The 14,925-nt window shown below is 70.8% G+C and carries 12 protein-coding genes; 6 read left to right on the forward strand and 6 right to left on the reverse strand.

Annotated elements, in window-relative coordinates; translation table 11 throughout:
- Genes ACZ60E_RS04805 through ACZ60E_RS04820 form a run of 4 tightly spaced genes read left to right on the forward strand, consistent with a single transcriptional unit; the run spans position 1 to position 5,502 of the window.
- Positions 1-993 (forward strand): FecCD family ABC transporter permease, encoded by a 993-nt coding sequence (locus ACZ60E_RS04805; RefSeq protein ID WP_469438355.1) that lies wholly within the window; start codon positions 1-3, stop codon positions 991-993.
- Between the two features lie 2 nt (positions 994-995).
- Positions 996-2,780 (forward strand): ABC transporter transmembrane domain-containing protein, encoded by a 1,785-nt coding sequence (locus ACZ60E_RS04810; RefSeq protein ID WP_469438097.1) that lies wholly within the window; start codon positions 996-998, stop codon positions 2,778-2,780.
- The gene (locus ACZ60E_RS04815) at positions 2,777-4,612 is read left to right on the forward strand and encodes an ABC transporter ATP-binding protein (RefSeq protein ID WP_469438099.1); all 1,836 of its coding nucleotides are present in this window, start codon (positions 2,777-2,779) and stop codon (positions 4,610-4,612) included. Before ACZ60E_RS04810 ends, ACZ60E_RS04815 begins: the two co-directional genes overlap by 4 nt.
- Positions 4,609-5,502: a siderophore-interacting protein gene (locus ACZ60E_RS04820; RefSeq protein WP_469438102.1), complete on the forward strand. Its 894-nt coding sequence runs from the start codon at positions 4,609-4,611 to the stop codon at positions 5,500-5,502. The genes ACZ60E_RS04815 and ACZ60E_RS04820 overlap by 4 nt, the downstream gene beginning before the upstream one ends.
- Before the next feature lie 122 nt (positions 5,503-5,624).
- Here the strand turns inward: ACZ60E_RS04820 and ACZ60E_RS04825 are convergent, their stop codons facing one another.
- The 5 genes from ACZ60E_RS04825 to ACZ60E_RS04845 form a co-directional block, all read right to left on the reverse strand.
- Positions 5,625-7,073, reverse strand: a complete 1,449-nt coding sequence (locus ACZ60E_RS04825) for a lamin tail domain-containing protein (RefSeq protein ID WP_469438104.1) — start codon at positions 7,071-7,073, stop codon at positions 5,625-5,627.
- Between the two features lie 236 nt (positions 7,074-7,309).
- Entirely contained in the window at positions 7,310-7,501 is a 192-nt protein-coding gene (locus ACZ60E_RS04830) for a ferredoxin (RefSeq protein ID WP_453790554.1), read from the reverse strand.
- A complete protein-coding gene (locus ACZ60E_RS04835) occupies positions 7,498-8,715 on the reverse strand; it encodes a cytochrome P450 (protein WP_469438106.1) in 1,218 nt (405 codons plus the stop codon). The genes ACZ60E_RS04830 and ACZ60E_RS04835 overlap by 4 nt, the downstream gene beginning before the upstream one ends.
- A gap of 4 nt (positions 8,716-8,719) precedes the next feature.
- The gene (locus tag ACZ60E_RS04840; protein ID WP_469438108.1) at positions 8,720-9,973 is read right to left on the reverse strand and encodes a cytochrome P450; all 1,254 of its coding nucleotides are present in this window, start codon (positions 9,971-9,973) and stop codon (positions 8,720-8,722) included.
- Positions 9,974-10,007: 34 nt separating this feature from the next.
- A complete protein-coding gene (locus tag ACZ60E_RS04845) occupies positions 10,008-11,207 on the reverse strand; it encodes an epoxide hydrolase family protein (protein ID WP_469438110.1) in 1,200 nt (399 codons plus the stop codon).
- 181 nt (positions 11,208-11,388) lie between these two features.
- On the opposite strand from ACZ60E_RS04845, the gene ACZ60E_RS04850 reads away from it, so the two are divergent.
- Positions 11,389-12,258 (forward strand): enoyl-CoA hydratase, encoded by an 870-nt coding sequence (locus tag ACZ60E_RS04850; protein ID WP_469438112.1) that lies wholly within the window; start codon positions 11,389-11,391, stop codon positions 12,256-12,258.
- 127 nt (positions 12,259-12,385) lie between these two features.
- On the opposite strand, the gene ACZ60E_RS04855 is transcribed toward ACZ60E_RS04850, so the two are convergent.
- A complete protein-coding gene (locus ACZ60E_RS04855; RefSeq protein WP_469438114.1) occupies positions 12,386-14,029 on the reverse strand; it encodes a hypothetical protein in 1,644 nt (547 codons plus the stop codon).
- A 229-nt stretch (positions 14,030-14,258) separates the two neighbouring features.
- Between ACZ60E_RS04855 and ACZ60E_RS04860 the strand changes: the two genes are divergently transcribed.
- Positions 14,259-14,867: a hypothetical protein gene (locus ACZ60E_RS04860; RefSeq protein ID WP_469438116.1), complete on the forward strand. Its 609-nt coding sequence runs from the start codon at positions 14,259-14,261 to the stop codon at positions 14,865-14,867.
- The last annotated feature ends 58 nt before the right edge of the window (positions 14,868-14,925 follow it).

Consider the following 14,925-nt stretch of genomic DNA (forward strand, 5'->3'; position numbering starts at 1 on the left):
GTGCGGATCGACCACCGCTCCGTCGTCGTCTGCGTCCTGCTCGTCGTGGTGACCTCCGTGGTGGGCGTGCTCGCGCTGGGCACCGGCTCGATCCCGCTCACCCCGGCCCAGGTCGTCACCGCCCTGCTCGATCCGGCCGCCGCACCGGCCGACCGGCTCGTCGTGGTCGACTGGCGGCTGCCCCGGCTGCTGTTCGGCATCCTGTGCGGGGCGGCACTGGGGGTGAGCGGGGCGATCTTCCAGTCCCTCACCAGGAACCCCCTCGGTTCCCCCGACGTGATCGGCTTCTCCGCCGGCTCGTACACGGGTGCCAGTGTCGTCATGCTCGTACTGGGCAGCACCGGCTATCTCGCCATCGCGTCCGGCGCGCTGATCGGCGGGGCGCTCAGCGCGCTCCTCGTCTACCTGCTGGCGTACCGCAAGGGCCTGCACCCCTTCCGGCTGATCATCGTCGGCATCGCCGTCGGGGCGTTCCTCAGCTCCCTCACCTCGACGATGATGCTGTCGGTCAGCCCCCAGCAGGCCATGCTCGCCGCGACCTGGGGCGCCGGCACGCTGAGTGATCTCGGGTTCTCCCAACTGAAGCCCGCCTTCGTCGTGTTCGTCCCCCTGATGCTCTGCGCGGTTCTTGTCGCGCGCCCCCTGGGACAGCTGGAAATGGGTGACGACATCGCGGTGGCCCTCGGAGTCGACGCACGCCGCACCCGGCTCACCGCGACCGTGGTGGGGGTGGCGCTGACCGCCCTGGTCACGGCCTGCGCCGGACCGATCGCGTTCGTCGCGCTCGCCGCCCCGCAGATCGCCCAGCGGCTGACCCGCACCGCGGGCTCCCTCCGGGTCATCCCCACCGCCCTCACCGGCGCGGCCGTCCTGGTCGCCTCGGACCATGTCGCCCAGCGCGTGACCCTGCCCGTCGGCGTGGTCACGGTCAGCGTGGGCGGCGTCTACCTCGCCTGGCTGCTGGCCCGGCAGTACGCGAGTCGCAGATCGTGAACATGAAGAAGAAGCCCACCACCGCCTCCACGTCCGCCCCCACCTCCACCACTGCCACTCCCGACGGCACCTCCTCCACCACTGCCACCTCCTCCGGCAGCACCGTCTCCGCGCTCTACCGCCTCGCGCTGCTGCACCAGGGGCGGGCCCGGCTGCTGGTCCTGACCACCTTCGCGTTCATGGCCCACGAGGCCTGCGAGGCACTGATCCCGGTGCTCGTCGGCGTGGTGGTGGACCGTGCCCTGGCCCCCGGCGACCCGACCGCGCTGGCCGGCTGGCTCGCCGTACTGGCGGCCACGTTCGTCCTGCTGTCCTGGTCGTGGCAGCGGGCCTCGGCCGCCATGGTGAGCGTCTACGGACACGGCGAACACGCCCTGAGGCAGCGGGCCCTGCGCCGGGTCCTCGACCCGCACGGCCTGCGCGAGCGCCCCGGTCCCGGCGAGACGCTGTCCCTCGTCTCCTCCGACACCTACCGGGTCGCCGGGGTCTCCTGGAGCGTCGTGCAGCAGGCCTCGACCGTCACCGCCGTACTCACCGCCTCCGTCGCCCTCCTTCTGATCTCCGCACCGCTGGCCGCCGCCGTGGTCGTCGGAGCGGTCGCCGTCCTGCTGCTGATGCGGCGGGTGTCGATGCCGCTGGAGGCGCGCGGGCTGGCCGAACAGCGGGCGGCGGCGGAGGCCGGAGAGGTCGCCACCGACATGATCACCGGACTGCGGGTCCTCACCGGGATGCACGCCCGCGACGAGGCGGACCGCCGCTACCGCGTGGCCAGCGAGGCCTCCCGCGCGGGGGCGGTGGCGGCGGCGGGCGCCGTGGTCACGTACAGCGCTGTCAGCAGGTTGTTGTCCGGGCTGTTCCTGGCCCTGCTGGCGACCGCCTCCGGCTGGCTGGCCCTGCGCGGACACCTCACGGTGGGGCAGTTGGTCACCGTGCTGGGGCTGGCCCAGTACCTCCAGGGCGCCCTCGCGCACGTCGGTACGTTCTCGGCGAACTGGGCGCACAAGCGGGCTTCCGCGCGTCGGCTGGCCGACCTCCTGGACCGGCCCGCGCTCATTCCCGCGCAAGCCCTCGCGCCGGACCGTGCCGCGGACGACCCCGACGACCCCAACCATCTCGGCGCCCTGGACGAGCGTGCCGCCGCCGCTCTGTGCTGGACCCCGTCAGGCCCCAGCGGCCCTGTCGTGCGGCTGCGCGTCGGCGAGATGGTCGGCATCGTCCCCGAACGGCCGTCCCACGCAAGGGAGGTGAGCGACCGGCTGGGATACCGGCTGCCGCTGCCGCGCGGGGAGGTCGTCGTCGCGGGCACCGACGCCGTCGACCTCGGCCCCGATGCCGTACGCGCCCACGTCGTCTCCCCGCCGCACCACGCCACGGTGTTCTCCGGCAGCCTGCGTGCCAACGTACGCCCGGACGGCGGCGAACCCGACGCCGACGTCCTGCGGGCCGCGCTGCTCGACGACCTGTTCGAGCAGCGCGACGCGGGCCATGGCGGGGTCGGCGAGCGCGGCCGGCACCTGTCGGGCGGCCAGCGCCAACGGCTCCTGCTGGCCCGCGCCCTGCACAGCGGCGCGCCCGTCGTCGTCCTCGACGATCCCACCAGCGCTCTCGACCCCGTCACCGAACAGCGGGTGGCGCACCGGCTGCGGCGGACCGACAGCGCCGTCCTGCTCCTCACCACCAGCCCGCTGCTGCTGGCCGCATGCGACCGGGTCGTCGACCTGAGCGCCCCCGCCGAGGCCACATCCGTGCCCACACCCGTACCCGGTGCTCCGGAGGTCCGCCGATGACACCCCCCTCTCCCGCCGTGCTTCCGGTGGCCGAGGCCCGGCTCACCCGCCGGGAGACACTGCGGCGGCTGCGCTCGCACTGGGCGCGTGCCGGGTCGGCCGCGGTCGCACTCACCGCCGCCGCGGCGGCAGCGGTGACGGCGCCGCCCCTGCTCGGCGCGATCGTGGACGCCGTCCTCGACGACGCCGGAGTCATCCACGTCGTCGCCCTCGGAGCCGCGTTGGGGCTGGCCACCGCCGTGGCGGCGCTGCTCGGCCTGCTCGGCGGACGACTGCTCACCACCGTCACCCAGGCCACGCTGGCCGGGCTGCGCGAGGACGCCTTCGCGGCGGCGCTGCGGCTGCCGCCCTCGCGAATCGAGGCTTCGGGCACCTCCGACGTGGTCTCCCGGGTCACCCGGGACGTCGAATCGGTCTCCGAGGCCGCCTCCGATCTCCTGCCGGACCTCCTCGACAGCGCGCTGGCCATCGCCTTGACGGTCGTCGCGCTCGCCGTCCTGGACCCACGGCTGGCGCTGGCCGGGCTGATCGGCCTGCCCGTGCACCTCTACGTCACACGCAGGTTCCTGACGCGTTCCCGGCCCGTCTACCGCGACATCCGGCTGCTGGAGTCGGAACGCGGCCAGTCCGTACTGGAAGCGGTGCACGGCGCGGACACCGTACGCGCCTACCGCGACCAGGAGCGGGTCCTCGCCACGGTCGCCGAGCGCAGTGAACGGGCCATCGGGCGCCAGCGCGACGGCGTGCGGCTGCGCAACGCCTTCGTCGGCGGCCTCAACGCGGCGGAGTTCCTCGGCCTGTCCGCCGTCCTGGCGACCGGGTTCGCCCTCCTCTCGGCGGGGGAGATCACCGTGGGGACGGCCACCGCGGCAGCTCTGGCCTTCCACCGGCTGTTCGGGCCGATCGGCGCAGTCCTGGGCAGTCTCGACGACGTCCAGCGGGCAACGGTCGGTCTGTCGCGCCTGGTCGGCCTCACCACCCAGGCTCCGGCGGCTCCCGGATCGCACCCCGCCGATTCCGCGTCCGGCGCCGGAGTGGAGGTGCGCGAGGTGTCGTACGCCTACGACGGGCGGCCCGCGCTGGACAAGGTGTCGCTGCGTATCGCGCCGGGCACGACCATGGCGCTGGTCGGCGCGAGCGGCTCGGGCAAGAGCACGCTGGCGCACCTGGTCGCGGGCCTCACGACGCCGGACGGCGGAGAGGTCCTGCTCGGCGGGGCGCCGGCCGACCCTGCCCGCGGCGCCTATCTGGTCACCCAGGAGACACACCTGTTCCGGGGGACCCTGGCCGACAACCTCAGGCTCGCCCGCCCGGACGCCTCGCGTCAGGCGCTGGCCGCGGCCCTGCGTGACTGCGGCGCGCACTGGGCGTTCGAACTGCCCGACGGTCTCGACACCCGGGTCGGCGCCGACGGCGTCCCGCTCGACGAGGCCGCGGTGCAGCACCTGGCCCTGGCCCGGGTGCTGCTGGCGGATCCGCCGGTGGTGGTCCTCGACGAGGCGACCGCCGAGTCCGGCGCGGGACCGCGCGCGGCACTGCACGAGGCGCTGGCGTCCGTCACCCGTGACCGCACCGCGCTGGTCGTCGCGCACCATCTGCACCAGGCCCGCCGCGCCGACCTCGTCGCCGTGCTGGCCGACGGTCGTACGGCGGAACTCGGTACCCATGAGGAACTGTCGGCGGCGGGCGGCACGTACGCGGACCTCTGGTCGGCCGCCGCCGGACATGTACCGCCCCCGTCGTCGCCCACCGCCCCCGTCGCTGCCCCCGACCCCGTCGCCTCCCCAGCCTCCGTCCGCGCCTCCGCCGTCCCTCACGAAGGAACCCCATGACCATCCACCACGCCGAAGTCGCCCGGGTCGTCACGCTCTCCGAGAGCATGGTGCGTGTCACCCTGAGCGGCGGCGACCTCGCCGACTTCGTCTCGACCGGCGTCGGTGACGAATACGTACGGCTCTTCCTCCCGCACGGCACGGACCGCCACGACCTCTCGCTGCCGCAGGCCTTGGCGGACGGCGGCTGGCGGACGCCCGAGGACCGTCCCACCGCGCCGATGCGGACGTACACGATCCGGGCGGTCCGCCCTGACGTGGGGGAGATCGACATCGATTTCGTGCGCCACGACCACGGGGTGGCGTCGGAGTGGGCGCTCGGGGCGCGCCCCGGCGACCCGGTCGGCCTCACGTCGCCGACCGGCCTCTACCGGCCGCCCGCCGACCTCGAACGACAGGTACTCGTCTCCGACCTGACCGGACTGCCCGCGCTGGCACGCCTGTTGGAGCAGACGCCGGACGGGGTGCGCAGCCGGATCGCGGTGGAGGTGCCGGGCGCCGGCTCACGTCAGGATCTGTCACTGCGCCCCGGGGACCATCTGACCTGGAAGTACGGCGGAAACGGGCACGGCCCCTGCCGGCTGGCGGAGCTCGTCGCCTCGCAGGTGCCGCCGGGCACGGACCTCACCGGCGGGTACGTGTGGGTCGCCGGGCAGACCAACGCGCTGCGTGACGTACGTCGTTACCTGCGCAAGGAACTCGGCCTGCCCGCCGACCGGTTCAAGGTGGTCGGCTACTGGATGCCGGGCTCCGAGACCTGGGGCGACCGCTACGAAGCTCTCCCCGCCACGGTGAAGTCGGAACTCACCCGGATGTGGGACCAGCCCGCGCGCGAGGAGGAGGACACCGCCCTCGACTACGAGGAGCGGCTGAGCGAACTCGGCCTCTGAGCGGTGGCGCCCGGCGTGCGTGGTGGGCCCTCTGCGGCGACGCCGCAGGGAACACGTGAGCCCCGGACCGTACGGTCCGGGGCTCACGGTTCGCGCCCACCCACATGCGGCAGACGATCAGGTCAGCAGGTGATGGTGCCCTTGCGCAGGGCGTGGCCGCCGTCGTTGGTGTCGTCGGACCAGTAGACGGGCTTGGCGCCCGCCACGCATTCGCCGGAGTCGGCGACGGAGAAGCCCTCGTTGTTGTAGTTGGGCATGCCGGTGGGGCGGTTGAAGACGGCGGTGGCGGTGAAGCCGCCGGTGGCGTCGACCTTCAGAGTGCGGTGCTGGCCGCCGTCGCAGGTGTCGTCGCAGACCGCCCACAGGCGCGTGGCCTGGGGCTCCCACTGCAGTTCCATCACCCCGGCCATGCCGCTGGCGAAGGAGGCGACCCGGGTGTAGCTGCCCGAGTCGGTGAGGACATAGCCGTAGATCATCCCGGTGCCCTCGACGCCGACGAAGAACACGCCGGCGCTGTGGGCGCTGTAGCGGGCCGGGTCATAGGCCGCCCCGGTGGAGGCGTCCTTGAAGGCGGCCCCGACGAGGTAGGTGTCGGGGACCCAGGTGATGCCCTCAAGGCCCAGGTTGGAGCCCGTCGAGGGGAGATCGGAGGTGAGGTTCCACTCCTTGGAAGCGGTCAGTGACGAACCGGACGTGGTGACGTCGTACTTCAACACCGACAGGCGGCTGGTGCCGGAGGCGTCACCGTTGCGCTCACTGGCGACGAAGGCCCCGCCGGCCGAGCCGGAGCCGGTCAGGGTGACGCCCTCGCTGTCGGCACTGCCGGAACCGCCGGTGAAGCGCAGGGACTTGCCGGAGGACCAACCGCCGCTGGTGTCCGGCTTCCAGCCGGTGGAGCCGTCGCGCACCAGGCGCCACAGCTTTCCGCTGTTCTGCGCGCCCCAGAGCACGTCGCCCTCCTGGTAGAGGCCGCTGAGGTCCTGCCCGAACACGTTGGAGGCGTCCGCGGTCGCCACGCTGCTGCCGCCCGGCCACACCACCGGGCTGGTCGAACCTCCGCCGCCCCCGGAGGTGCGGCAACTGTTCGGGGCGCTCAAGGTCACGGCCAACGCCTGCTGGAAGTCGCCGGTGCCGTCCGGGCAGCGCGACCAGGACGGGCCGGAGTGACTGCTCCAGGAGAAGCTGTCGACCAGGGTCTTGCCGTCGGCGAGGTAGAGGCGAGCGTCGTCGTCGGAGCCCAGGCCGAACTTGTCGTGGACGTCGAACGCCCGGTATCCGCCCGCTGCCAGAGTGGTCCCCGAGGCGATCTTGTAAGCGTGACTCGTGTCGTCGTCCTTGAGGATCCAGCCCGAGACGTCGATCGTGGCGGTGCCCTTGTTGAACAGCTCGATGGAGTCGTTGACGTCGCCGGTGGTCACTACCTCGTTGATGCGGATGTCGTCGGCGACGGCGGCGTGCGCCGCCGGCACACCGCTCAGCGCGCCTGCGGCCACCAGCGGGCCGACGACGAGGAACCGGGCAAGAACACGGGCAAGAACACGACGCCCACCGCGGGCGATCGATCTGTTCACGGATTCCGTCCTGACATGGTCATGGGAAGGGCGGCCCGATCGTCCCGGCCCAGCCCCAACAGCTCACCCGCACCAGGAGGACAACGGGTGAACGGCAGACACACCGTGATCACCAAGAGGTGTCGGCAGTACGTGAAAGTCGGCAGCGCGCAAAAGTCGACAGCGCGGAAAAAGCGGAGAAGCGGCCCCCGTACGAAAGGCTCGGGGACCGCTCCCTCACATGTGCACGCACTCCGTCAGCCGTCGAGGGCGATCGCCTCACGTGGGCAGCCGTTGGCCGCGCGTTCCGCCTCCGCCATGGCTTCGGCGGCCGGGTTCTCGACCAGGGGTACGGCCATGTTGTCGTCGTCGAGGTCGAACAGCGCGGGGGCGAGCGCCACGCACACGGAGTTGCCCTCGCAGAGCTCGCGGTCCACGCGGATCTTCACGCTGCCCTCCCGCCCAGCCGGGCTGGCACCGACTCGTGCAGATAGCCGATGCCCATCGTGTGCGACAGCCGTACCCGCTCCAGGTCGATCTCGTAGTCCGGCAGCAACTCGAAGATCAGCTCCATCTCGATCCGCAGCACCGTCCGGGCGAGGTGCAGACCGAGACACCGGTGCACACCCCAGCCGAAGGCGACGCTCTTGCTGTTCGAGCGGTCCAGGTCGAGTTCGTCGGGGTTCTCGAACTGCCGGGGATCGCGGCTCGCGGCCATGATGAGCATGAAGGCCATGTCGCCCTCGCGCAGCTGCACACCACCGAACTCCCGGTCGTGCGTGACCTGCCGGGCCATGCCGGTGGCCGGGGCGTACAGCCGTACGATCTCCTCGATGGCGTCGGGGATCCGTTCGGGTTCGGCACGCAGCCGCTCGCGCAGTTCCGGATGCCGCTCCAGGTGTACGAGCATCGCGGTCAGCGCGCCACTGGTGGTGTGGAAGCCGGCGAGCAGCAGCACCATGACGATGTCGACGATCTGCGCGTCGGTGACCTTGCCGCCGCCCGGCAACTCCTCGTTCGCCAGCACGGACATCAGGTCGTCCCGCGGAGCGGCACGGCGGTCGGCCGCCTCGCCCAGGATCTGCGCGACGAGCCACTCCTTGTCCCGCGCCATCTCCGCCAGGAGTTCTTCGTCGGTGGTGCCCTGGTTCTCCATGCCACGGGCCATCGCCGCGAGGAACTCGCCCTGCCGGTCGGGAGCCATGCCGAGGATGGTCAGGGTGACGGTGCCCGGGGTGATGTCCGCGAGGTCGGGCACGAAGTCCCATGTGCCCCGCTCGGCGAGCTTCGCCACGAGCGCGGCCACCGTCTCGCGGATCCACGGTTCCAGCTTCCTGATGGAGGACTGGCTGAACCAGGGTGTCAGCACGCGCCGGTAGATCTGGTGGTCCGGCGGGTCCATCGAGGTGGGGATGTGCGTACTGCCGAAGGACAGCGCGGGAATCGACGCGCCGTTCTTCGAGGAGAACGACTCGAAGTCGCGGAAGGCCTCCGCGACCAGGTCGTGGCGTGTCACGACCCAGAAGCCGTCATAGGCGTCGGACCGTGCGACGGGGGCCTGTTCGCGCAACTCGTTCACCGTGGTGATCGCGGTCCGTGCGAACTGCTTGGAATGGTGGTCGAAATGAGTGGTGAGGACGTCGTCCGAGTTCGTCTTCGTCATGGCGTCAGAACTCACGCTCACCCGGGGTGAACCGGAGGTGGACGTCGTCGATGCCCCAGGCCAGCCCGAGGTGCTCGTGCGGCGCGGGCCTGGCGGGGTCGAGGTCGAACCGCGGCATCCTGCGGCGCAGTTCGGTGAAGGCGATCTTCAGCTCCACCCGGGCCAGGTGCAGGCCGACGCAGCGGTGCGGGCCGACGCCGAACGCCAGGTGCGGCTTGGGCGCCCGGTCGAACTTGATCTCGTCGGGGTCGGGGTAGTACTTCGGGTCGCGGTTGCCCGCGGACAGCGGCGCGTGGATCCGTTCGCCGCGCGGAATGCGTACGCCGTGGATCTCCAGTGACTCGTCGGTGACCGTGCGGGTCGGCACCGGCGGAGTGGTCCACCGCAGCAGTTCCTCGATCGCGGGCGCGAGCGTCTCCGGCTTCTCGAACATCCGGTCCCACTGCTCGGGGTTGCGGGCGAAGTAGGCCATGCTCTGGGCCAGCACGCTCTGCACGGTGTCGAGGCCCGCGATCATCATCAGGACGAAGAAGTCGAACAACTGGTCGTCGGTCAGCTTCTTGCCCTCGATCTCCGCGTCGAGGATGACGGAGGTGACGTCCTCGCGGCGGGGCGCGGCACGCCACTGCGGGATCTTCTCCGCCATGTAGGCGGTGAACTCGCCGTGCGCGACGCCACGCGCCTGGGCGTTCTCCTCCAGCGTGCCACCGGGGACACCGTGGGCCAGGACGTCGACCCAGCCGTTCATACGGTGGAGGTCCTCCATGGGCCAGCCCATGATCGCCATCACCGTGGCGCCGGGGAACGGCAGCGCGAAGCCGTCCACGAAGTCGCAGGTGCCCGCCTCGATGAACTCGTCGATCAGTTTGTTCGCCTGCACCGTGAGTTCGTCGGCGAGCTGCGCGACCCGTTTGGGAGCGAAGATCGGGTCCAGCACCTGCCGGTACTGGCGGTGCGCGAGGCCGTCGACCTCGATCGGGATCTGCGCGTCGCGGGTACCGACCGCGTTGACGCCGTCCGGCTCGTTCGGGAAGCTGACGACTCCGCGGTTGTTGCGGCGCAGCAGGGCGGAGATGTCGTCGTAGTCGGTGAGCACCCAGCAGCCGTTGCCGCGCGCGGAGTAGCTCACGGGGAGCTTCTCCCGGCGGTCGGCCAGTTCGCCGAGGTGCTCCGAGATGGTGGACGCGGCGTACGGGTCGTAGTCCTGGCGGTACGCGGCGCGCAGCTCTTCCAGCGACAACTGGTCGGTGTCGGTCATTTCTCTGTACTCCCTACCCTGACGGGGATTGGTCTCAGCGCAAAGAACGGAACGTGGCCCGGATGTCCGCCACGACCTCGTCCGGCCGTTCCATCGGGCCGAAGTGGCCGCCGGATGCGTGCCGGCCGACGTGGACGAGCTGGTAGAGCTCGTCCAGGTGGTCGTAGGTCGCGCCGGGCGGATTGTCGTCCGGGAAGATCGACAGCCCGGTCGGCACCTCGATCAGCGGGGTCCGGTCGTGCGACGGCTGCCAGGGCCGCGCGGCTGCCTCGTGGTAGAAGCGGGCGGCGTTGACGTAGGACCCGGTCAGCCAATAGAGCATCGTGCTGGTGATCAGGAAGTCGTCGTCGAAGACGTCGGCCGGCTCCAGCGCGGGATCGGCCCAGCTCATCCGGCGTTCGGTGAGCCAGGCCAGGAGGCCGGCGGGCGAGTCGTGCAGGGCGTGCGCCAGGGTCTGCGGGTGCGCCACCTGCGGGGCGATGTGCCCGATGCGGCGCCGTTCCCATGCCACCACCGCGTCCCGGTGTTCCGGAGCCGCCGCGTCGACCGCGCGCTGCAGCAGGTTCCACGGCCGCGGCCGGGACCACGCCCCGGGCAGCGAGCCCACGCTGGTGAAGTGCACGCCGGTGAGGTGGTCCGCGTACTTGTGGCCGAGCTGGGCGGTCACCAGCGCGCCCCAGTCGCCGCCCTGGGCGCCGAACCGGTCGTACCCCAGCACGTCCCGCATGAGCCGCACCCACAGGTCGGCGGTGTCCAGGAAGGACACTCCGGCGCGGGGCATCGGCGTGGACAGGGCGAACCCCGGAAGCGAAGGAATGACGACGTCGAACGCGTCGGCCGGATCGCCGCCGTGCGCGGCCGGGTCCGTCAGCGGGCCGAGCACGCGCTGGAAGTCCCAGAACGTCCACGGGAAGCCGTGACTCATCAACAGTGGCTGCGGAGCGGGTCCACGGCCCCGGACATGGACGAAGTGCACCGGGATCCCGTCGAGCTCCACCCGGGCGTGCGGCAGGGCGTTGAGCAGCTTCTCCTGCGCGCGCCAGTCGTAGCCGTCACGCCAGTACGACACCAGCCGTCGAAGGTGGGCGGTGCTCAGGCCGTACCTGCCCGACTCGTTGTCCAGGTCCGGTGCGAAGCGGGTCAGTTCCAGCCGTCGTGCCAGGTCCTCCAGGTCGCTGTCCGGGAACCCGATGGCGAAGGACTCGGGCCGCCCGCCGGCCGTGCCTGCTCCCATGCGATTCCTCTCAATAATGATTGAACACAGGTGTAGGAGCATAGGAGGGTGAGATGCAAGCCACAAGCTCCAGGTGGATAACTGTTGGAGCACTACTGTCTTATAGTTGTGTTGAGTCGCGATGCAATGTTCTGCCGATGCAGATCACGGGGCAGATCCCAGGGTGAGTCGGAGAGGAACCATGTCCGAGTACCGCTACATCACGTATGAGACGTTCGACGAGGGCACGATCGCCCGGATCACGCTCAACCGTCCGCGTTACCGCAATGCCCAGAACCGTGGCCTGCTGGTCGAGCTCGACGAGGCGTTCGTGCGCGCCGAACGGGACGACACCGTGCGGGTGGTGATCCTCGCCGGCGAGGGCCGCACCTTCTCCTCGGGCCACGACATGGGGACACCCGACAGGGCGGCCGAACGCGATCCGGAGAGCCCCGACCACCATCCGACCTTCACCGTCAACGGCGGAACCCGCAGCAGTGTCGAGAAGCGCATGCTGGGGGAGTACCACTACTACTACCAAAATGCTGTGCGCTGGCGGAACCTGCGCAAGATCGTGGTCGCGCAGGCCCAGGGGCCGATCTTCGCCGCCGGGCTGACGCTGATCTGGGCGTGCGACCTGATCGTCGCGGCGGACGACGCCACGTTCACCGACCCGGTCGGTGTCCGGCTCGGCATGTGCGGCATGGAGTACTTCGGCCACCCCTGGGAGTTCGGCCCACGGCGCGCCAAGGAGATGCTGCTGCTCGGTGACAGCATCGACGCCGAGGAGGCCAAGCAGCTCGGCATGGTCAACAGGATCTACCCGGTGGCCGAGCTGGCCGAGCGGACACTGGAGTACGCGCGGCGGATCGCGGCCCGCCCGACGATGACGGCGCTGATGATCAAGGAGTCGGTCAACCAGACGCAGGACATCCAGGGCCATCACAACGCACTGCAGTCGGCGTTCTCGCTGCACCAGCTCAACCACGCGCACTGGGCCGAGATCTACGGCGGCCGGGTCGCCCACGCGGAGGCCGACGAGGGTGCCGTCGACTGGAAACGGAGCACGTGACGCTTACGCCCCACGGTGTGCCAGCCCGCTTCCGTGCCGCCGGACGACGGCGCGGAAGCGGCCTGGCGGAGGCGGCAGGGCGGAAGCGGTGGCGCGCATGGGATGGGGCGACAGGGTGAGACCGGCGTCAGTCCAGCAGTGACCGGATCTCCGTCTCGGCCAGGGTGCGGGCCTCGTCCTCGCCGAGCCTGCGACCGCCGGCCTTCACGATGCGGCCGACCCCGCGCCGGAGGTCGTCGTGATAGCGCACGTCGACCACGTCGAACTCAAGGTTCTTGACGTAGATCCGCAGCCGTTCACGGAGCTGTCCGTCCGAGTCCGCCGCTTCCACGACCTTGGGCAGCAGACTGGTCTGCACCAGCAGGCCGTGCGCGGTGCTGCGGGCGCGCTCGTCGCGCAGCCCGATCAGGATCTCGCGCTCGGACGCCCGGATGATGTGGTCCTTCCACCAGTCGAAGTCCTCCCGGTGCGCGATCGAGACGAGTTCGACGTAGGGCTGGCGGAGCGTCCGTGCCAGGGTGTCGGTGGAGAGTTCGAGATAGGCGGGCCGTTGCTCCTCGGGCAGCCGGGCCAGCTGGGTCTGCAGATCGTCGCGCGCGTCGGCCGCGGAGAAGCAGTACCGGCGGATGCCGTAGATGCTCGCGTCCAGCAGTCCGTACTCGTAGTGGAAGCCGCGGAACGGGTTGTCGGTACTGGGCAGTTGTGCCGGCCGGGTCCGTGGCCCGCGGTCCGCCGACCACTTCCACACCGCACTCTCGTCGCGGACACCGGCCAGGAGGTCGGCCAGGATGTGGGCGCCGTAGAAGCGTTCCGGCAGGATCGGGCCCGGTCCGCGTACGTAGGTGATGCTGACGCCCGACGCCTGGGCCTGGCGGAGGAAACGGTTGTTGTCCAGGTAGGTCAGGGACGCCGTGTACCGCGTCAGCGGGGTGGGCCTCAGCTCGCCGATGTGGAACGCGGCGTCGTAGAGGCGCGCGGTCCACTCGGCCCCCCAGACCTTCTCGGCCGCGGCGGCGACGGCGCGGCCCGCGTCGGCGTCCCCCTCCGGGTACTGCGCGCCGATGGTGGCCGCGCCCAGCAGTCCGAGGATCGCTGTCGCGGGGGAGTCGAAACCGTCGGTCCCGTCCGCCGAGTGCACGAGAAGTCCGAGCGAGTCGAGCAGCCGGCCCAGGGGCTGCTGCCGGTCCACCTCGAAACGCGGCGACATCTCGGCCAGCATCTTGACGCCGGCCGCGGTGAACTCGTGCTGGTTCTCGCCGTCGCCCATGGACGCGAGCACGAACTCCCGCAGCACCCGGATCTGTTCCCCTGCCTCACCGGGGAAGTTGTCGTCCTCGATGCACTCCCGCAGCGCACGGACCAGCGGCCCGGTGGAGCCGCGCCCGAGCAGCAGCAGGAACTCGATGAGTTCCTTGCGCATCGGGGTGGAGAAGGGGACCTCGCGGGTGTGGCGGTTCGCGGCGATGGCGACCTCGGACATCGACACCTCGGGTGCGTGCCGGCCGCTGCCGCCACGCACGAAGGAGCGGACGACGCCGTTGCGCACCCACTGGTTGACGGCCTGACGGCTGACGCCGACCGCGCGGGAGGCCTCCGCCTGGGTGATGAGGTCGTGCGGAAGCTCGGTGGACACCGAGCGGGTCCGCAGCCGTTCGGCGGCGCGTTCCAGTGCCCGGACCAGCTCGGCGACGGGCACGGCTCCGTTCTCGCCGAGGGCGAGCGCGAGCCGTTCCAACGCCTCGGAGATCGACTCTTTCGCGTTACCGTCCATCCGCGGCACGCTACACGAGTATGTCAACAGTGTCACTTGACAAACAGGTCACTGCGAGACTGCCGTCAGATCCCCGAATGGGCCTCGTACCTGGCAGTTCGTCGTGTGGACTATATTGTCTCAACCCTGTTGCGTTACTATGCCCGGGTAATACTGACAGGTTTCCGAGCGGCTTTGACCATAATTGGCCCTTGGGGCCGGACTACGACGCCGAGGGTGGTTGGACATCGTGACTCGCGATCGCACGGCCCGGACCCGCATCCGGAACTATCTGGTCGCGCACGGACCGGTGGACGACCCGTCCGGGCGTGCGACGGGCGTGCTCAAGGACCTCGTCTCCTACGACGGTTCACCGGTGGCGTTCATTCAGCTGATCGCGGCGATGGACCGGGACGGAGAGATCGTCCGGAAGATCCGGGGCAAGCGCACGTACCGCATCTCCGCCACGAGGGCCGCGGAGCGTGCCCTCGGTCCGGTGGCGGCACCGAACGCCCCCGAGACGCTGACCGTCCCGCTGGACCAGGCTGCCGTCGAGTCGGACGGTGTCATCCGGATCGACTACGACAAGCTGGCGCGTGCCCTGGTCCGGCAGCTGTGGGACTTCACCGTGACCGCCGCGGCGGAGTCGGCCAAGGCGGCGGAGGAGTCACGCACGGAGCCGGTCGCAGCACAGGGTGCGGGCGCGGGCGACGCCGAAGCGCTGCGTGCGGAGCGGGACCGGATGATCGAGGAGCGCGACGAGTACGCGCAGCGCCTGCGGATGGCCCGCGTCAAGCTCGATGAGCTGCTGGGAGTGCCGCAGCAGGAACAGCAGCAGGAGAAGCAGGTCAGCGCCTGACGGAACGAGCACAGTGACTGGGGGGCCGGGATGAAATCCCGGCCCCCCAGTCACTGTG

Source organism: Streptomyces sp. NPDC102514 (genome assembly GCF_055584525.1).